Below are 19,194 nucleotides of genomic sequence, written 5' to 3'. Positions count from 1 at the left end.
ATGCTAAAGTTGTTGTTAAAACGGTAATATTAAACTTTAATTATTAACTTTGCACTTTAAAATAAATCTATATGAGTTTATATATGTTACCCTTAGCAATTGGACCTTGGCAAATAGCACTTATTGTTGTTATTGTGTTATTATTATTTGGAGGAAAAAAGATTCCAGAATTAATGAGAGGTTTAGGTAGTGGAATTAAAGAATTTAAAGACGCTAGCAAAGAAGAAGACAAAGCAAAAGACACAAAGGAATAGTCTTTTATTATAGCATAAAAAAGCCCAACAAATCTTTAGATTTGTTGGGCTTTTTTGATGTTTAATCTTTATAAGCTCCTTAATCTTCTATTTTTAGAGATCTTATAATAGCTTCTAGCTCAAACATATAATCACGTTTTTCTACCGAAGGTGCAAAGGCAAACCCTTCTATTACCAATAATCTATTATTAATTTTATCATCAATAATATAATTAATAAACGGGCCAGACATAAACGCATCTTTAACATCCCAAAGTCCTTTAGTTTCAATAGCTTGTTTGTTATCTATAATGGTTTCGAAAACAGCTGGAGCATAAGCTTCTTCGGTAATCATATAAGTTCCTTCTGTAGGCCCAGGTATATGTGCTTTCCCTATAGAATCTCTTAATTTTATAATCTGGTCCACTAAACTATCATCTTTTTTTATGGCGTTGTAGGGTAATTCGAAAATCATTAAATTAGTTGTTCCAGTGGTTATATCTTTACGAATCCAGAAAAATTTATCTTCTTCTTTTGCTATTCTATAAGCCGTTGGAAAATTTAAAGTAATGCCTAGTTTTTCTTTTAAGCTCTCGTTACTATGAAGCGATAATTTAATACGTCTTTGTTTCTCTTTTACCTCTTCGGTTTTAAATGCTGTAACTATTTTTTGCTTATTTTCTTCTATCTGCTGAATGATTTCACTATCTGTTTTTCCAGTTATAAGTACTAATTTTTGAGGTTTTGCATACACATCTGAAGCTATTTTTATAGAAGCTTCGCCTCCTTTTTCAACTTTAAAAACGGTTCTATTTTTAGTAACAAATCCAGTAAAAACTGCTGGAGGAATCTGACTCATATTAAATAAAGGCTCATCTTGAGGTAGTCCGTCTACAGGAGCTGCAAGCACATCCCTAATAGCTTCGCCAATATTACCTTCCCAAAGATCATTTTCTATGACAACTGATAAATTATTAATATTTCCAGAGGAATTTGAAAGGATTTTTTGATTTGAAGAGTTTTTTTTGCCACAACTAATCACGAACAAAAGTGAAAATAAAAATAGTGTTTGTTTCATCTGTATCATTTTTTAATGTTTTGAAAATAAAGAAAATAACAAGTCTTCGTTTTCATAAATTAGCGCATTTGTATAAGTTATTTAAAGTTTATCCTTTAGAAACTTTAAGTTTCATTCCAGGCTTTAAATTACTACCACTAATATCGTTCCAATCTCGAATATTTTGAACAGAAACTCCTGGGAATTTTTGAGAAATGCTCCAAAGTGAGTCTCCACTCTTTACAGTATAAATTTTTTGGCCACCAGAAGTTGTTGTTTTTGTTTCTGATTTTGATGTACTTGTTTGTTGTGTTGTTACTGGATTTTTTGGATAAATAGTTAATCGTTGCCCAATCCTAATATTATTACTACGCAAGCCATTCCATCTTTTAATATCACTTACTCTTACCCGATATTTTCTTGCAATAAATCCTAAATTATCGCCACTTTTTACCCGATAGGTCATTTTAGATTTCGCTTCAAAAAATTGTGGTAAAGGTTTTTCTCGTTCCTCTATTTCTGCTTTTGCTGAAGCATAAATAGTAGATTCATGGGTTACAAACTTTCCAATAGATGTTCTTGGTAGTCTTAAGTAATAGTTTTTATTTTCTATAAAAGGAATAATATCTAGTTTATAAGATGGATTTAAAAATTGAAGCTCTTCGATTGGAATTTCTGTTGCTTCAGAAACCTGATCGAGCGTGATCATTTGCTTTACTCGAATGGTGTCTGTTTCAAAACCATGAAACTTAGGTTTTTCAGAAACAAACCCATGTTCGTTAGCATATTCAAAAATATACATAGTTGCTAGAAAAGCAGGAACATATCCAGCTGTTTCTCTTGGTAAGTTATGACGAATATTCCAATAGTTTTCGTAACCTCCAGAACGTCTAATCGCTTTTGATACATTTCCAGGACCAGAATTATAGGCTGCTAAAGCCAAATCCCAATCTCCAAAAATTTCATAAAGTTTAGATAAATATACAGCAGCTGTTGTTGTAGATTTTATTGGATCACTTCGTTCGTCTACATAACTACTTACTTCTAGCCCGTATTGTTTTCCTGTTGCAAACATAAATTGCCATAAACCAGTTGCTCCAACACGTGATTTAGCTCTTGGATTTAAAGCAGATTCTACAATGGCCAAATATTTCATTTCCAAGGGAATGTTGTATGCATCCAATTCTCTCTCAAACATTGGAAAATAATAAGCACCTAAACCCATGATACGCTCAAAATAATTTCTTCTATTTTTTAAGAAGTTTTTGATAACACTTTCTAAAGAAGGATTATACTCCACATTAAAAGGGGTTTTGGCATTTAATCTGGCAAGTCTAGCTTTTAAAGTATCTGTTGTTAATTCTGGGTATTCAACAGTTTTATAATCTAACTCTGAAACCGTTTTATAAATGGTGTCATAAAGGGTATTATTATAAAGTTCTTCTAACCATTTTTTATCAAATTCTGAAGCTAGTTCTAAATCGTGTAGTGAATCCAGTTCTGAAATTTTTGGAATGGCCTCTATCTTTTTCTTATAAATAGTTTTTCCATCAATAATAGTATCAATCACAAAGTTCTCACCTTCAATCAAGTCTGCTTTAGAAAGTTTTTCATTTAATTTTTTAACTTCTAAGGTATCTTGAGCATAAGTCATACTTATACTTAAAAAGATAAAAAAGCTACAGATTCTATTTAAATTCATGTTTATTTACTTGTTTAACTATAGTAAACGTGGTTGCTGTTAATTTCTTGCTTTAAAAACAATTATAAAGATACACTATTTTGAATGTTAATCTAAAATAGCCGCAATCCCAGGAAGTGTTTTCCCTTCTAGACTTTCAAGCATGGCACCACCACCTGTACTTACATAACTTACTTGATCTTCGAAACCAAATTGTTTTACTGCAGCAACAGAGTCTCCTCCTCCAACTAGAGAGAAAGCGCCATTTTTAGTAGCTTCAGCAATAGCATAGCCTAAAGCAATAGTACCTTTAGCAAAGTTTGGCATTTCGAAAACTCCAAGAGGTCCATTCCATAATATGGTCTTAGACTCTAATATAACTTTAGAGAAAAGCGCTTCGGTATTTGGACCAATATCTAGTCCCATCCAACCGTTTGGAATATTGTTAACCTCGCAAGTGTTAGTATGTGCATCATTACTAAAAGCATCAGCAATTATAGCATCAACTGGTAAATGCACTTGCACATTTTTAGTTTTAGCTTTTTCTAAAATTTCAAGAGCTAACTTTAATTTATCATCTTCAACTAATGAGTTTCCAATAGCTCCTCCTTGAGCTTTTATAAAGGTAAAAGTCATGCCTCCACCAATGATTAAGTGATCTATTTTATCTAAAATATTGTCTATAATGGTGATTTTTGAAGACACCTTAGCTCCACCAAGAACAGCACAAACAGGTTTTTCTCCTGTTTTCATTACCTTATCGATACTTTTTATTTCTTGTTCTAATAAATAACCAAAACATTTTTTTTCTGGAAAAAATTGTGCAATCACTGTTGTTGAAGCATGTGCTCTATGTGCTGTTCCAAACGCATCGTTTACATAAACATCTCCTAAACTAGCAAGTTGTTCTGCAAATAATTTATCTCCAGCTACTTCCTCTTCGTGAAAACGCAAATTCTCTAACAATAGAATCTGACCTGGTTGTAATTTATTAGCAGCATTTGTAGCTTCTTCACCTATACTGTTAGAAGCAAAAGCAACTTCAACACCTAAAACATCTTCTACAGCATCTACAATATGTTTTAATGAATACTTATCTTCTTCCCCTTTTGGTCTTCCTAAATGCGACATTAAAATACAACTTCCTCCATCTTCTAAAATTTTAATAATAGTTGCTTTAGCAGACTGGATTCTCGTGTTGTCCATTACTTTAAAGTCATCGTTTAAAGGCACATTAAAATCTACGCGAATTAGCGCTTTTTTATTTTTAAAATTAAAGTCGTTGAGAGTTTTCATAAGATTAGATTTTGTGTGACAAATATAATTTTTTCATTTCAAAAAAAAGAGATGAATTCTGTTATCTTTGCTTTATGCTTTTTAGTGAAATTCTAGGTCAAGAACATATAAAAACCCACTTAACACAAAGTGCTGAACATGGCCGTGTGCCACATGCACAACTTTTTGTTGGTCCTGAAGGTTCGGGCACCCTACCAATGGCTATTGCTTATGCGCAATATCTGTTATGTAAAAATATTGAAGGTGAAAATACAGGTGGTAATGAAGCTTGTAATTTAAAATTCAGTCATTTATCTCATCCAGATTTACATTTTGCTTTTCCAGTTGCCACAAACGATAAGGTTAAAAAACATCCTGTTTCTAATATGTTTTTAGAGGAATGGCGTGAATTATTATCTGAACAACCTTATGGTAACTTATTCGATTGGTACAAAAAGCTTGGAATAGATAATAAACAAGGTCAAATTGGTGTAGATGAAGCAACCGAAATTGTAAAAGCCTTGTCCTTAAAAGCTTATGAAGGTGGTTATAAAGTGATGCTGATTTGGATGGCTGAAAAAATGAACACACCTGCAGCCAATAAGCTTTTAAAACTTATTGAAGAGCCACCAAATAAAACCGTATTTATTCTAATTGCTGAAGACGAAGAGCAAATTATAAACACCATTAGGTCCAGGTGTCAAGTTTTACATTTTCCTCCTTTAGCTGAAGATATTATTAAAGATGCCATTGTTAAAAACTATAACTTAGAAGTAGCAATTGCAACAAAAATTGCACATCAAGCCAATGGAAACTATAATAAGGCCTGCGATTTAGTCTATCATGATAGCGAAGATACTCCTTTTGAAACATGGTTTATTTTTTGGATAAGATCTGCTTTTAAAGCGAAAGGAAATAAAAGTGCTATTCACGATTTAATTTCCTGGAGTGAAGATATTTCTAAAACAGGACGTGAAACACAAAAGCAGTTTTTACAATTTTGTATGGTATTTTTTAGACAAGCGCTTTTGCAAAACTATCAAGCAGAAGACTTGGTATATTTAGAAACTAAAACAGAAAATTTCGATTTAAAAAAATTCGCACCTTTTGTTCATGGTAACAATATTCTCGAAATTACTCAAGCCTTACAAGATGCCATTTACCATATTGAACGTAATGGAAATTCTAAAATAATTCTTACTGATCTCTCAATAAAGTTAACCAGATTACTTCATAAAAAAGGCGATTAAATGACAGACTCTAAAACCTGGTTTGTTATTATAAATCCCACTTCTGGAAATGGCTCAAGTAAGAAAAAGTGGCCTGAGATACAGAAACTTCTTATTACTTACCAATTTACGTTTGAGTTTGTATTTACAGAATACGCCAATCATAGCACAGAACTAATACAAACAGCTATTAGACAAGGGTATAGACGTGTTATTTGTATTGGTGGAGATGGAACTTTACACAATATAGTTAATGGTATCATGCTTCAAAAAGAGGTGCCTTCTAACCATATTCATATTGGTGTTATTCCAATAGGAACAGGAAACGATTGGGTTAAAACTCATCATATTTCAAATCATTTAGAAAAAGCCATTCAAACCATTAAAAATGGAGACTTAAAACAACAAGATGTTGGAGAAATAGAACTTATAGGTTTAAATAGAAATCCCATATATTTTATAAACCTTGCTGGCATTGGTTTTGATGGTTACATAGTTAGCAAAGTGAATAAATACAAGCATTTTGGAGCATTAGCCTATGTTACAGGAGCGATTTTAGGTTTGTTTTCATTTAAGAATTTTCATTCTAAAGTAATTATAGATACCCAACTAATTGAATCTAAAACCTTAATGATTGTTGTTGGATTATGTAAATATTCTGGAGGTGGTATGCAACTAACTAATAATTCTAATCCATTTGATGGGTTATTCGATGTTAGTATAGCGAAAAATATTAGTAAAGGGGATATTATTAAAAATATACTAAAGCTATTTACTGGTGAAATTACCAATCATAAAAAAGTAGAAACGTTTAAAAGTAACGCCATTTCAATAGAGGTTTTAGATAATACTAATCCAATTATTGAAGCAGATGGAGAGGTTGTTGGCATTGGAAACTTACATATTTCAATAAATACGAAAGCATTTTCATTTTATTGTTAAAAAAAACGCCAAACTTTCGTTTGGCGCTATATTTATAAGAATCTAAAAATTAGTCTTTTTTGTAATCTGCATTTAAAGCTTCTAAAACGTTTTTTGTTAAATCGTTTGCTTCTGCTCCATACATAACACTTCCGGCATCGTTACTTCCAAAAATATAAGTATATCCATTTTTCTCTCCATATTCTTTTACATATTTTTTAACCTTATTAAGCAAAGAATCAATTTCTGCTTGACTTTGTTGTTGAATTTGTTGTTCTTCAGCCTGAATACCTTGTTGAAGCATTTGTTGCTTCTGACCTAATACTTGATATTCTTTTTGAGCATCTGCATCTGACATTTTCTCTGCTTTTGCCTGAAATGCTTGTGCTTCCATTTGAAAAGCTCTTCCTATACTATCCGTTCTTTTTTGGAAAGCTTCCACTTTTGTTTTAAACTTTGCTTCAATATCAATTTTCTCCTGATAATTATTAACAACTTCACTATTGTCAATAAATCCAGTTTTTAATGATTCATTACAAGAAACCAATGTTACAATTGCCAAAGCAATTAAAAATATGTTTTTCATTTTATGTTTTTTAAAATTTGTCGCAAATGTAGAAAAGTAAAAGCTATTGTTTTAAAAAATAGCTGATAATTTAAAAATAAAGATAATCTATTGAAGATCTGTTATACTATAAATAATTCTAATTAAAATTAGCTTTAACAGATGCGTTTTAAGCTGCTTTCAAGATTTTCGCACCTTACACCACATTTATGTGTGAAATTCTTTAAATAAACTGCTTAAATAAAGAATTAGCTGTTTTTAATCACATAAATTAAAGAAGAATACTCTCCAGAGCGTTTTGCCTTGAGATTTGAAAGCCATCCAACTCGAAATGCATTAATAATACCTAGTGAGCTTTTTTTATATTTTTCTGATAGCATGCTTACATAATAAGCATCAAATATCATAGGCAGTGTTTTTTTTACTTTCATCTTTTTTGATGAAATTATCCTCGAAAGAGATTCTTGAGAAAAATGCCAAAGGTGTCTAGGTACATCAAAAGCTGCCCAAAAACTTTTATAATATAATGCATCGTAACTTTTATAATTTGGAACAGCAATTATTAAAGTGCCATTTGGTTTTAATAATTGTTTAAAAATAGAAAGTTGATTTTCTAGATTTGGCAAATGTTCTAACACATGCCATAGAGTAATAACGTCAAAACTATTTGGCTCAAATTTTGAAAGTTGCTCAATTTCAAAAACCGCATGATTGGTTTTTTTATTAGCAATGTCTCTTGCGTGCCTATTTGGTTCGATTCCATAAACAGTCCAATTATTTTGTTGGGCTACTTGTAAAAAATCTCCCGTACCACAACCAATATCTAAAAGGTGTTTTTTGTTTGAAGAGAAAGAATTGATCAATTTTAATTTTCGCTTTAGAGAAATATCACGAACTAAATGATACACTTTTTCAAATAGATTTCTTTTTGAATCTGTATGAGAAATATAGTCTTCCGTTTTATAATATTCTGGAAGACGCTCTTCGTTTGGCTGAGGATATGTTTCTAAAAAGCCATAAGTTTCATTTTCAATTATCTGAAATTCTTCACCTGAAACTGAATAATCTTTTACTTTTAAGTATATTTTTTTGTTCTTCATAAAAACAAACTCCTGCTCTTTAGAAATTAAAATTAACATGATGTTCCACGTGGAACATGTTTCAAACTAAACATTTTTTATCTTCCCATATATACTAAAAGTACAGATACATCACTAGGTGAAACACCACTAATTCGAGAAGCTTGAGAGATGGTAACTGGTTGTATTTTATTCAGTTTCTCCCTAGCTTCCATACTCATGGATTTTAGTTTTGAATAATCGAAGTTTTTTGGGATTTTAATATTTTCTAGTCTACTTAATTTGTCAGCATTATTTTTTTCCTTCTCTATATAACCTGAATATTTAATTTGAATTTCGGCTTGTTCGATAATTTCATTATCCAAATCGTGCTCTTGAATATAAGCTTCCACAACCTCAACTTGTTTCATATCTTCTATGGTAATATTGGGACGAGAAAATATTTTAAACATTTTATCTGATTGCTTCATTAAAGCAGAATCTTTATTCTCTAAAATAGGATTTATCTCTTCATGTTTTACACTAGTCTCTGCAAAAAACTGAACAAATGCCTCGGCTTTATTTTGTTTTTCTTCCATTCGCTTCATACGCTTATTTGAAGCTAAACCAATCTCAAAAGATTTAGGAGTCAATCTAAAATCTGCATTATCTTGTCGCAACAACGTTCTATATTCTGCACGCGAAGTAAACATGCGATAAGGCTCTTCTGTACCTTTTGTAATTAAATCGTCTATTAAAACACCTATATAAGCTTCACTTCTACCTAGAGTAAAAGGCTCTCTTTCTTGAACTTTTAAGGAGGCATTAATTCCAGCCATTAAACCTTGAGAAGCTGCCTCTTCATATCCAGTGGTTCCATTAATTTGCCCCGCAAAGTATAAACCTTCAACCAACTTGGTTTCTAAAGTGTGTTGCAATTGTGTTGGTGGGAAATAATCGTATTCAATAGCATAACCAGGACGGAAAAACTTAACATTTTTAAATCCTGCTACAGAACTTAGAGCTTTAAATTGAACATCTTCCGGTAAAGAAGTAGAGAACCCATTAATATACATTTCAACCGTATTCCATCCTTCTGGTTCAATAAATAATTGATGCCTATCTTTATCTGCAAATCGGTTGATTTTATCCTCAATAGATGGACAGTATCTTGGTCCTAAACTTTTAATACGCCCATTAAACATTGGTGATCTATCAAAACCTTCACGAAGCAAATCATGTACTTCCGGACTAGTATAGCTCATAAAACAAGAGCGTTGTTTTGAGAGCGATTTTGTGACATCTAAATATGAAAATTTTTCTGGATTCTCATCTCCTGGCTGTTCTATCATTTTTGAAAAATCCAAAGACCTACCATCTACTCTTGGAGGTGTTCCTGTTTTCATTCTTCCAGATTCAAAACCCAAACTCACTAATTGTTCAGTAATTCCGATAGCTGATTTTTCACCGGCTCTACCACCACCAAAATTTTTATCCCCTATATGTATTAACCCATTTAAAAAAGTTCCATTAGTTAATACAACAGATTTGGTTTTTATAACAAGTCCTAGAGAGGTTTTAACTCCTGTAACTTTATGATTCTCCACAACAAGACCAGAAACCATTTCTTGATAAAAATCTAAATTAGCAGTATTCTCTAACATCAAACGCCAATCTTCTGCAAAACGCATTCTATCACTTTGCACACGAGGGCTCCACATAGCAGGACCTTTAGATTTATTCAACATTTTGAATTGAATGGCAGACGTATCACTTACAATTCCACTATAACCCCCTAACGCATCGATCTCTCTTACAATCTGTCCTTTGGCAATTCCTCCCATAGCTGGATTGCAAGACATTTGGGCAATATTTTGTAGGTTCATGGTAATAAGTAAAGTCTTGCTACCCATATTTGCAGCTGCTGCTGCAGCTTCACTTCCTGCATGACCACCACCAACTACTATAACATCATATACTGTATTAAACATAATTTATTCCTATTTTTTTTAAAACCTTCGGGTGAAGAAAGCAATTGTTCCACGTGGAACAATTAAAGTGTTATTTGTGAAATTTCTGATTTCAAATGAAATATTTTGCAAATATACGCTGATTTACTGAATATTAGCAAGTTCTTTGAGGTAATGATTTTCCTTTTCACGCATGAGTTTTACCTCTTCCGCTGTTTTATCTTTGTATCCGCAATAATGTAATACACCGTGAACCATTACGCGATGTAGTTCATCAGTATTGGACACATTAAAATCTTTAGCATTGTCCGACACTCTTTCAGTAGAAATATAAATATCTCCTTGTATTATTTTTCCTATGGTATAGTCAAAACTAATAATATCTGTTAACGTATCGTGTTGTAAAAATTCAACATTTAATTTGTGCAAATAATCATCGTTACAAAAAATGTAATTGATCTCTCCTAAATTATAGTTTTCATTTAAAATAACGCCTTCTAACCAAGTAGATATTTTAGATTCGTTTTCAAGTTGAAATGCGTTTTCTGAATTGTAGCTAATCATTTTCCTGTTTAAAATAGTCTTTAACTTTTTTATTATAAACTGGCTGCAAAGGTAAACTTTGTCTGTTTAAAATTTCATTTGTATTAAAATATTCTTTCGCTTTTGGAATTTGATTATTGGTATTATTATCAAATTCATTAGAATTTGTTTCTGATTTACGTTTGGTATCCTGGCCTTGTTGAAACGTTGCATTTTCCATTTTTAGTAATTGGTGTTGCAGATTCATCATTTTTTCAAGGGTTCTATGTGTAAAGCCCTTATTTAGTAAATCCATTTCCACTTCTTCCATTTGCTTTATTAAATTGTTGCCTGCAGGATTTATTCCTTCCTTAGCTAACTTATCTTCTAATGCTTGCCTTAACTCTTGCTGTTGTTGATAAATTCGAAATAATTCTCCATTCAATTCTTCAGACATAGAGCCTTCACCTTGACCTTGATTTTGGCCTTCGCTCCCAGACTTACCATCTTTACCATCCTGACCTTCCTTATCACCCGTCTCACCTTTCTCTCCATCCTTACCTTTATCACCTTCTTTTCCTTGTTCTCCTTCATCTTTAGGTTTACCGTCTTGACTCTTTTTCATGCCCTCCTGCATTTGCTTATTAAGTTCTTCCTGACTCATAATAATGTCTGGTAAACCTTGTTCAGGCTTGCCTTGTCCGCCTGTACCCTGTCCGCTAGCTTGCATTTGCATGGAATCCATGACGTTACTTAAAAAATCTGCCAAATTATTAGCTGATGTAATGGTGTATTGCTGATTGGAAACACCTTGGAATATATTATTTTCAGAAAATTGGTCTAAAGATTTATCGATATTATAAAACACTTCTGAAATTTCCTTATTTACAAATTCAGATAGTTTAGGTTGTCTTAGAGACAACGCAAACAAACTATCATCTATATGCGAAAAGTGCTCTTTTAACGTATATTGCTTTTTTAAATAGGTAGCATATTTGTTATGGTTGACTTCAATAGTTTTAAACTGATTCATTAAAACTTCTTGATCCAAAGAAAACAAAATGAGATTGTCTAAAATTTGACGAAGCATAGCAATGTCTTCTTGCATTTGCTCTCCTCCTCCCATCATTTGCATTCCTGCTTGCATTTTCTTGCTAAGGTTTTTCATTTTTTCTCCAGCTTGCTTTTGCTTTTTAGCAGCATTTTTCTGATTATCTTGAGCGTCTTCCTCCTGTTCCTGGGCTTCGTTGTCTTCTTTCTTTTCTAATTCCTCAGTAGCTTCTTCTTGATCCTTTTTAATAGCTTCCTCATGCTTTTCATCATTGGGAAGTTTCAATGGATCTATTAAACTTTCATTTTCCTTTTGAAGTTTTTCCATCTCTTTTTGAAAATCTTCAAACTCCTTATTTAACTCTTCCTGTTTTTCTTTAGTATTTTCCTCCTTTGTTTCGTTAGAAAGATCTAATTGTTTTTTAGCTAATTCATCTAACTCCTTTTGAAGCTTTTCAAGCTTTTTAGACACATAGTATTTTTTTGTTAATTCTAACAATTGCTCTAAACTTCGCTGTTTATTTTTATTTTGTTTAGCAAGTTGCTCTAGCTTTTCAGAAAGTTCTTCTTTATTTATTTTCTCTTGGAGCTTTTCTAATTCTTCAAGAAGTTTCTCATCTTTTTTAAGTTGCTCTTCATTCTCTTTTAAACGCTCTTTTAAATCTTCTTTAAATTGGTCTTGCTCTTTATTTTCCTTTTGAAAATTCTCTAAATTCTCTTTAAGATGCTTATTAAAATTCTGCATCATTTCCTCTTGCTGCTTTTGGCGTTTTAAGAAGTTTTCTAATTGACGTTTGTCGTTAAAATTTAGTTCGGCTTTTTCTTTTTGGGTTTTAGAGAGAGCTTCTAATTCTTTTTGACGTTCCTCAAATTTTTCAAGTGATTTATCTAAACTTTGAATGGTTTCACTTTGTTGCTCCAACTGCTTTTTTTCCTCCTCTTCTTGAGTTAATTTTCTATAGGAATAAACGGTACTTTTCGTGCTTTTAAAATTATTTAAAGCATCATTATCAAACACTTGAAAAAACAAATTATAACTTACACCTTCTTGAAGTTGTAATTGATTTGGAAAAGCACTGATAAAATCTGCCACATTAGAATTTGAAATTGGAATAGGCTCGAACCTTATATATTCCTTATTATCAACAGGATAGTAAACTAATTGAAGTTTTCTCAAACCATAATCATCACTAGCTTGTCCATGAAAATAAAGTGATTGTTGGTCTAAGCTATCCACAGCCATTTTTAAGGTTAATTCAGGATATTCGTCTGAAATAACATCAATGCTGTACGATAACGTTTCGTAGTTCTTGAGTTTCGAATTACTTGTTGTTAAGCTGTAATCTAATGGCCTTGATACTTGCTTTGTAGCTTCAAATTTATCCGAACCTGTTTTAGTTAATTGAAGAGTATCTTTAGAGAGTAATTGAACTTGTTCTGTTGCCTTGGTAGCTAATTTCCATGTAATTTTTGTTCCTTGTGGAACAATGGCATTTCCAGTACTTTTTAAAACCTCATCTGATCTTTTCGTGTAAGAAGGATAATCTAAGTGCATTTCAAAATTAAGCAAACTTGGCACTTCCACCACATTTAAAACATACGGTTTAGAGTTAACATTGTTAGCTGATAATTGAAATTCAACGTTAGTTTTAGGCTTGGAAAAAACATATTCAAAATTTCCTGCACTTATTTGTTGTAACACATAAGTCTCATTATTAAACGTAATATTTACATTGTTTGGGACTACATCTCCTGCTGTTGAAACTAATAGTTTAAAATTCTTATTCTCGTTGGTATTTAAAGATTCATTAAGGATAAAAAACTGAAAAGGGGCTGGTGGCTCATAAGCTGTTTTATAATTTACTACACGATTATAACTATCGCTAAACCAATTAATATGTCCAGTTACAAATGTTAGAAGTAAAATTACAACTGGAATGGCAGCGTATTTTAAATATTTTAGATTTGACTTAAAATTAACTGCTAATTTGAATGGGATGGGTTGTAATTCGGACGATTTTTGATCGATACTTGCTAGTAGTAATTCAGACTCTGTTGCATCTTCTTTTAATTGAAGAACGTTTAGAAGCTTATCGCTAACTTCAGGGAAATGATTGCCTATTATTTTTGAAGCATCTTTATAATTAATGCCTTTTTTAAGCTTGAATAATTTTGCCAATGGAATAGCAATAAACTTAAAAAACAATGACAACTCTACTCCAATAAAAGCCCAAAATAAAACCGTTCTAGCAGTTGGGTTTAACCATAGCACATATTCTACAAAAAGAGTAAACAAGAAATACAAAAATCCTAAAGCAAAAAACAAGATAGTCCCTTTTAGCAATTCGTTGGTATAAAATCGCTTAATAAACTGTTCTAACTTTACTTGTATGTCTTCAAATCTTGCCATTTATTTCAAGTATCTTTTTCTTAACCAATAAAACTACAATAATAATTTTACTCTGAAATATATAGATTTGGTAAAACTTAGTTAATTTTCGGATAATTGCTAAAAAAAAAGCCAGGTTAATGATTTTTCATAATGAATAATAAATTGTCTTTATTCTATTTTCTTTGCTCTTTCTGCTTCTCTGCTCTATCTTTGCATCTTCAAACAAAACAACATGTCAAAACAAGTTAGAGTGCGTTTTGCACCAAGTCCAACAGGACCTTTACATATTGGAGGTGTAAGAACAGCACTTTTCAACTATCTTTTTGCTAAAAAACACAATGGAACCTTTATTCTTAGAATTGAAGATACAGACCAAAACAGGTTTGTTGAAGGAGCAGAAAATTATATTATTGAATCCTTAAATTGGTGTGGTATTTCATTTGATGAAGGTCCAAGGAAAAACGAAAAGTTTGGTCCTTACAGACAAAGTGAACGCAAGCATTTATACAAAAAGTTTGCTGATAAATTGATTGCATCCGGTCATGCTTACTATGCATTTGATACAGCTGAAGCTTTAGATTTACATAGAAAAGATCACGAATCAGAAGGGAAAACCTTTATCTATAATTGGCATAATCGATTAAAATTAGATAACTCTTTATCGCTTTCTGCCGAAGAAACTAAAAGTAAATTAGATGCAGGTGTAGACTATGTCGTTCGTTTTAAATCGCCTCAAGATCAAACCCTTCATCTTAAAGATATTATTCGTGGAAATATTACCATTGATACCAATGTTTTAGACGATAAGGTTTTATTTAAAAGCGATGGCATGCCTACTTACCATTTAGCAAATATTGTGGACGACCATTTAATGGAAATTACCCATGTTATCCGTGGAGAAGAATGGTTACCTTCTTTAGCTTTACACTACCAATTATATGATGCTTTTGGGTGGGAAGCACCTGAATTTGCACACTTACCACTTATCTTAAAACCAACTGGAAAAGGAAAATTAAGTAAACGCGATGGCGATAAGTTAGGGTTTCCTGTATTCCCTTTGGCATATAAAGATCATAAAACAGAAGAAATTTCCCGTGGCTATAGAGAAGATGGCTATTTTCCAGAAGCTGTTGTAAACTTTTTAGCCTTTTTAGGCTGGAACCCTGGTACAGAACAAGAAATTTTTAGCTTAGAAGAATTGGTTCAAGCTTTCGATTTAAGTCGTGTAAACAAAGCTGGTGCACGTTTTGATCCAGATAAAACAAAATGGTTTAACCATCATTATATGCAAGAACAAAATAACGATGTACTTGCAGAACAATTTCAATTGTTGTTTCCAGAAGAGCTAAAAGATATCGATGTGAACTACGTTTCTATGGTTATTAACTTAATAAAAGAAAGAGCCACTTTTGTAACAGATTTTTGGGATTTAGGGCATTTTTTCTTCGAAACTCCATCAAATCTTGATGAAAAAGCTGTAAAAAAGGCCTGGAAAGAAGATTCTCCAGAACTTATGAAAGAATTAATAACTATTATTTCTTCTGTTGAAGATTATACGGTTGAAAACATTCAAACTGAAATTAAAGGTTGGATTACTTCAAAAGAAATTGGTTTTGGCAAAGTGATGATGCCATTACGCTTGGCATTGGTTGGAGCTTTACAAGGTCCTGAAGTTTTTGATATTATGTATTTAATTGGGAAAGATGAAAGTGTGAGACGAATAGAAAATCTAATCAACACATTATCATAAGTAATTAAATAACCTCACGATAAACTAATATTATACCTATAACTAAGAAAATTACAAGTCCGATGACAATATTAATATTGAAAGAATATAACATATAATCGAATTTTTTCTCGCGTTTAATTTCTTTTTTTAATAAATAGAATAAATATGAACCACAAGAAATAATTAAAAATAATCCAAGTAAGAATTTATAAATATTCATAAGTTGATTAAAAGCATTTTGTCATTCCGACGAAAGGAGGAATCTATTAAGTCATTTTTTGAGATTCTTCGCTTTGCTCTGAATGACATTACTTAAAATGTAATCATTGCTGTAAAGGCCATCATAGATTGGTTTCCTTTTATCTTTTTATCATTTCCTGTCAAGTCTAAATTACTATCGTTTAATTTATTAAGCATATTGGTAAAACCATAAATATACTGTGCTTTCAACCTTAAAAATCCAAATCCTGCCGATGCTCCAATAGCGCCATCTACATTAAAATTGGTAATATCTCTTAAATCTTTTGCTGTTAAATTTGTATAGGAGTCAACAATATAATTCTCGTAAGCTTTGTCTTTTATTTCCAAGTCGCCATTGTATTGAATCATTGGTCCAACATCAATAGTTAAAAAACTTTCGATGAGTTTAACATGCATTAATAAAGCAATTTGAGCTGTAAATACTTTATAGTCCACGAATTCTTCAGTAGGACTCAATAAAAGTGGTCTGGCTGCAATACCAACATTATTTTCAGACAATTGAATGGTATAACTTACATTGTACCATTTGTGAGGAATATCAACCGTTGCCGAAGCTCCTGCTTGCCAACCATTACCTTTTTTGGTTGTAAAATTATCTGTTAAAATATCATATTGAGTGATTCCTCCATAAATTCCAAAACCGTTTTTTATATTATAATTTTTATGCTGTCCAAAGGAAACTGTAACAAAACAGATACAGAATACTACTAATACTATAAGTTGTTTTTTTTGCATGATTGTTCTTGTGTAATTGTAACAAATATAACTTAAATTAGTAGTCATATATTTTAACACCTTAAAAAAAAACCTATTATGTCCATTTTATCTATACCTATTATAATAATTTGTTTATTCATTTTTATCTCTTTGTTTTTCATTGTAAAACAACAAACAGCTGTTATTGTTGAGCGTTTTGGTAAATTTCAAAGTATTCGGCATTCTGGTCTGCAATTAAAAATTCCTTTAGTCGATAGAATTGCTGGAAGATTAAGTTTAAAAATTCAGCAATTAGATGTTATAATTGAAACAAAAACTTTAGACGATGTATTTGTGAGGTTAAAAGTTTCTGTTCAATACAAGGTAATAAAAGAAAAAGTATATGATGCTTTTTATAAATTAGATTATCCTCATGAACAAATAACCAGTTATGTTTTTGATGTGGTTCGTGCAGAAGTACCAAAAATGAAATTGGATGATGTCTTTGTTAAGAAAGACGATATTGCTTTAGCTGTAAAAGCAGAATTAAACGATGCTATGTCCGATTATGGGTTTGATATTATTAAAACCTTAGTAACAGATATAGACCCAGATGCTCAAGTAAAGCAAGCTATGAACCGTATTAATGCTTCCGAACGTGAAAAAATTGCAGCTCAGTTTGAAGGGGATGCAGCAAGAATCTTAATTGTTGAAAAAGCAAAAGCCGAAGCAGAAAGTAAGCGTTTACAAGGTCAAGGTATTGCAGATCAACGTCGGGAAATTGCAAGAGGTTTAGAGGAGTCTGTTGATGTTTTAAATCGTGTAGGTATTAATAGTCAGGAAGCGTCTGCCCTAATTGTTGTTACACAGCATTACGATACCTTACAAGCTATAGGAGGAGAAACTAATACCAACTTAATATTATTACCAAACTCGCCGCAAGCAGGAAGTAATATGTTAAACGATATGGTAGCTAGTTTTACAGCCAGTAACCAAATTGGCGAAGCCATGAAGAATTCTAAAAAGAAAAAGGAAGAGTAATTAAACGTATTTAATACATTTACCCATAAAAAAACCACCAACTTTTAAAAATTGGTGGTTTTAATTTTTATGATTCTTTCTTTGCAATTAAATCTTTTAAAATGGCTAAGTATTTTTCCAATTCTTCAATTGAAATGTTAGGATGTTCCATATTGGGTATGGTAATCGGGTTTTCGTCTAAATACTTATAACTGACAGGGTACTTCTTCTTGATATAAAGTAATAATTCTGATATTTCTGTTAGTAATTCTTTCACAGTTTTCATAATAAAATTCCTATTAAGATAAAACTAAAAGATAGTAATAATACCTATGTTTTCAAAGCTAAAACAGCTAATTTTAAGCAACTTAGTTTTTAAACGGATGTCTTTCTTCCCAATCTTGTTTGGGATTCATGAGTTTAAAAACATATTTTAAAAGAGTGTTCATAATCCAGTTAGTATGTTTCATATAAATAACCATTTTTTTGGGTTTTGCACCAACTGAACTTTTAATTGCCATAGCTGTTCTGGCATAAACTATGGAAGAAAAATTGTTTTCTATTCCAAAAGAAACCATATCATAAAGCATGTTTAAATACAACTGATTTTGATATTGATGTTCGCTATCATAACCCAAGAAATAGGTTTCTAAATGTGTTTTATTTAAAACTAAAGTATAAAAACCAATCAACTGATTATCTAAATAATAACCATACACTTTGAAATTAGCTTTTAGATGCTTTTTAAAGCTGTAAAAATGATTTTCCGGAAGTATAAACGTGTTTATTTTTGCATGGTCTGAAACGTTTCTATAAAGCGTATGAAGCAATTTAGAATGTTCTTTTATGTCTTCTAGCAGCAATTCACGCTTTTCTATGTTTATAGCCTTTTTTCTTGCTGATTTATATCTATCTCGATACTTTTTATTTAAATCGGATATATAATCATCAAAATGGTTCCAATGACTTTTAATTTCCATAATCATGTTAGGCTGAACCGATACTTTATGGATAAGATGCTTATTAAATAAACTTGATTCTTGATGAAAAGCATCATCGTAAAAGAAATCTTTCAGCATAATCATTCTAATACGTTTCTTATGGCTAATTTTTATATCTTTTTTAAGCTGAATAATGGCTTGATATAATTGAAGCAAAAACTCCTTTTGAGAAATACTTTCAGCATTAAAATACAAACCATGTTGTCCGGTATGTGTTAAATTTCCAGCAACAAGCAAGTTTCCTTTTAATAGTTTTGAAACAGTGTTTTTATAAATTTCAATTAAATGTGTATCCGTTTCATTTCTAAACATATCTTTTAAATATAATGCTACACGTTGAATAATAGCGATTCCAACTAAAGTTTCACCTTTAAAAACACCTACATAAAACGTAGACATATTATTTGGTGACGCTGTTTCTAAGGCTTGAAAATAATCTGTTTGAAGAAAAATATCGTGCGTGGCAAAGCTATTCCACTCAAGTGGTAATTGCTTATAAGAATTAAAAATTTTAAAATATATCAAAGTGAA

The 19,194-nt window shown here is 31.4% G+C and carries 16 protein-coding genes; 5 read left to right on the top strand and 11 right to left on the bottom strand.

Translation table 11 applies throughout. The features are described from left to right. Nucleotides 1-71 precede the first annotated feature (71 nt). Entirely contained in the window at nucleotides 72-254 is a 183-nt protein-coding gene (locus tag OS191_RS10735; RefSeq protein ID WP_267155683.1) for a Sec-independent protein translocase subunit TatA/TatB, read from the top strand. A 79-nt stretch (nucleotides 255-333) separates the two neighbouring features. Here the strand turns inward: OS191_RS10735 and OS191_RS10730 are convergent, their stop codons facing one another. The 3 genes from OS191_RS10730 to OS191_RS10720 form a co-directional block, all read right to left on the bottom strand. After that, entirely contained in the window at nucleotides 334-1,311 is a 978-nt protein-coding gene (locus tag OS191_RS10730) for a DUF4837 family protein (protein ID WP_267155682.1), read from the bottom strand. Between the two features lie 88 nt (nucleotides 1,312-1,399). Beyond that, nucleotides 1,400-2,992 (bottom strand): lytic transglycosylase domain-containing protein, encoded by a 1,593-nt coding sequence (locus OS191_RS10725; protein ID WP_267155681.1) that lies wholly within the window; start codon nucleotides 2,990-2,992, stop codon nucleotides 1,400-1,402. Between the two features lie 87 nt (nucleotides 2,993-3,079). Further along, entirely contained in the window at nucleotides 3,080-4,267 is a 1,188-nt protein-coding gene (locus OS191_RS10720; protein WP_267155680.1) for a phosphoglycerate kinase, read from the bottom strand. Nucleotides 4,268-4,341: 74 nt separating this feature from the next. On the opposite strand from OS191_RS10720, the gene OS191_RS10715 reads away from it, so the two are divergent. Together OS191_RS10715 and OS191_RS10710 are read left to right on the top strand one after the other, a co-directional pair. Beyond that, a complete protein-coding gene (locus OS191_RS10715) occupies nucleotides 4,342-5,496 on the top strand; it encodes a DNA polymerase III subunit (protein WP_267155679.1) in 1,155 nt (384 codons plus the stop codon). Beyond that, nucleotides 5,497-6,417 (top strand): diacylglycerol/lipid kinase family protein, encoded by a 921-nt coding sequence (locus OS191_RS10710; protein WP_267155678.1) that lies wholly within the window; start codon nucleotides 5,497-5,499, stop codon nucleotides 6,415-6,417. 49 nt (nucleotides 6,418-6,466) lie between these two features. On the opposite strand, the gene OS191_RS10705 is transcribed toward OS191_RS10710, so the two are convergent. From OS191_RS10705 to OS191_RS10685, 5 genes are all read right to left on the bottom strand, one after another. Further along, nucleotides 6,467-6,982 (bottom strand): OmpH/Skp family outer membrane protein, encoded by a 516-nt coding sequence (locus OS191_RS10705; RefSeq protein WP_267155677.1) that lies wholly within the window; start codon nucleotides 6,980-6,982, stop codon nucleotides 6,467-6,469. Nucleotides 6,983-7,209: 227 nt separating this feature from the next. Continuing rightward, nucleotides 7,210-8,061: a class I SAM-dependent methyltransferase gene (locus OS191_RS10700; protein WP_267155676.1), complete on the bottom strand. Its 852-nt coding sequence runs from the start codon at nucleotides 8,059-8,061 to the stop codon at nucleotides 7,210-7,212. A gap of 77 nt (nucleotides 8,062-8,138) precedes the next feature. Further along, nucleotides 8,139-10,010, bottom strand: coding sequence for a tRNA uridine-5-carboxymethylaminomethyl(34) synthesis enzyme MnmG (gene mnmG, locus OS191_RS10695; RefSeq protein WP_267155675.1), 1,872 nt, complete (start codon nucleotides 10,008-10,010; stop codon nucleotides 8,139-8,141). 123 nt (nucleotides 10,011-10,133) lie between these two features. Continuing rightward, complete coding sequence (gene ybeY / locus OS191_RS10690) at nucleotides 10,134-10,553, bottom strand: rRNA maturation RNase YbeY (protein WP_267155674.1); 420 nt, start codon at nucleotides 10,551-10,553, stop codon at nucleotides 10,134-10,136. Next, nucleotides 10,546-13,971, bottom strand: coding sequence for a DUF4175 family protein (locus OS191_RS10685; protein WP_267155673.1), 3,426 nt, complete (start codon nucleotides 13,969-13,971; stop codon nucleotides 10,546-10,548). The genes ybeY and OS191_RS10685 overlap by 8 nt, the downstream gene beginning before the upstream one ends. Nucleotides 13,972-14,185: 214 nt before the next feature. On the opposite strand from OS191_RS10685, the gene gltX reads away from it, so the two are divergent. Beyond that, nucleotides 14,186-15,703 (top strand): glutamate--tRNA ligase, encoded by a 1,518-nt coding sequence (gene gltX, locus OS191_RS10680; RefSeq protein WP_267155672.1) that lies wholly within the window; start codon nucleotides 14,186-14,188, stop codon nucleotides 15,701-15,703. A 294-nt stretch (nucleotides 15,704-15,997) separates the two neighbouring features. Here gltX and OS191_RS10675 read toward each other — a convergent pair whose 3' ends face one another. Continuing rightward, nucleotides 15,998-16,681 carry a hypothetical protein gene (locus OS191_RS10675; protein ID WP_267155671.1) on the bottom strand — a complete coding sequence of 228 codons (684 nt, stop codon included), beginning with the start codon at nucleotides 16,679-16,681 and terminating at the stop codon, nucleotides 15,998-16,000. 78 nt (nucleotides 16,682-16,759) lie between these two features. Between OS191_RS10675 and OS191_RS10670 the strand changes: the two genes are divergently transcribed. Next, on the top strand, nucleotides 16,760-17,683 hold the full coding sequence (locus tag OS191_RS10670; RefSeq protein ID WP_267155670.1) for an SPFH domain-containing protein: 924 nt from the start codon (nucleotides 16,760-16,762) through the stop codon (nucleotides 17,681-17,683). Between the two features lie 67 nt (nucleotides 17,684-17,750). Here the strand turns inward: OS191_RS10670 and OS191_RS10665 are convergent, their stop codons facing one another. Together OS191_RS10665 and OS191_RS10660 are read right to left on the bottom strand one after the other, a co-directional pair. Then, entirely contained in the window at nucleotides 17,751-17,948 is a 198-nt protein-coding gene (locus OS191_RS10665) for a hypothetical protein (RefSeq protein WP_267155669.1), read from the bottom strand. An 82-nt stretch (nucleotides 17,949-18,030) separates the two neighbouring features. Continuing rightward, a complete protein-coding gene (locus OS191_RS10660; protein ID WP_267155668.1) occupies nucleotides 18,031-19,188 on the bottom strand; it encodes a GNAT family N-acetyltransferase in 1,158 nt (385 codons plus the stop codon). Between the last annotated feature and the right edge of the window lie 6 nt (nucleotides 19,189-19,194).

The sequence above is a fragment of the Xanthomarina sp. F2636L genome, assembly GCF_026410195.1.
In the GTDB taxonomy this organism is placed as follows: Bacteria; Bacteroidota; Bacteroidia; order Flavobacteriales; family Flavobacteriaceae; genus Xanthomarina.
Note: the sequence above shows the minus strand (reverse complement) of the source record. Positions and strands in the feature narration are given on the sequence as shown.

Bases quoted from the DNA above. Each gene is read 5' to 3' on its own strand.
- mnmG (WP_267155675.1), bottom strand. From the start codon at position 10,010: ATGTTTAATACAGTATATGATGTTATAGTAGTTGGTGGTGGTCATGCA.
- OS191_RS10670 (WP_267155670.1), top strand. From the start codon at position 16,760: ATGTCCATTTTATCTATACCTATTATAATAATTTGTTTATTCATTTTT.
- OS191_RS10725 (WP_267155681.1), bottom strand. From the start codon at position 2,992: ATGAATTTAAATAGAATCTGTAGCTTTTTTATCTTTTTAAGTATAAGT.
- OS191_RS10700 (WP_267155676.1), bottom strand. From the start codon at position 8,061: ATGAAGAACAAAAAAATATACTTAAAAGTAAAAGATTATTCAGTTTCA.
- gltX (WP_267155672.1), top strand. From the start codon at position 14,186: ATGTCAAAACAAGTTAGAGTGCGTTTTGCACCAAGTCCAACAGGACCT.
- OS191_RS10685 (WP_267155673.1), bottom strand. From the start codon at position 13,971: ATGGCAAGATTTGAAGACATACAAGTAAAGTTAGAACAGTTTATTAAG.
- OS191_RS10675 (WP_267155671.1), bottom strand. From the start codon at position 16,681: ATGCAAAAAAAACAACTTATAGTATTAGTAGTATTCTGTATCTGTTTT.
- OS191_RS10735 (WP_267155683.1), top strand. From the start codon at position 72: ATGAGTTTATATATGTTACCCTTAGCAATTGGACCTTGGCAAATAGCA.
- ybeY (WP_267155674.1), bottom strand. From the start codon at position 10,553: ATGATTAGCTACAATTCAGAAAACGCATTTCAACTTGAAAACGAATCT.
- OS191_RS10710 (WP_267155678.1), top strand. From the start codon at position 5,497: ATGACAGACTCTAAAACCTGGTTTGTTATTATAAATCCCACTTCTGGA.
- OS191_RS10665 (WP_267155669.1), bottom strand. From the start codon at position 17,948: ATGAAAACTGTGAAAGAATTACTAACAGAAATATCAGAATTATTACTT.
- OS191_RS10730 (WP_267155682.1), bottom strand. From the start codon at position 1,311: ATGAAACAAACACTATTTTTATTTTCACTTTTGTTCGTGATTAGTTGT.
- OS191_RS10715 (WP_267155679.1), top strand. From the start codon at position 4,342: ATGCTTTTTAGTGAAATTCTAGGTCAAGAACATATAAAAACCCACTTA.
- OS191_RS10720 (WP_267155680.1), bottom strand. From the start codon at position 4,267: ATGAAAACTCTCAACGACTTTAATTTTAAAAATAAAAAAGCGCTAATT.
- OS191_RS10705 (WP_267155677.1), bottom strand. From the start codon at position 6,982: ATGAAAAACATATTTTTAATTGCTTTGGCAATTGTAACATTGGTTTCT.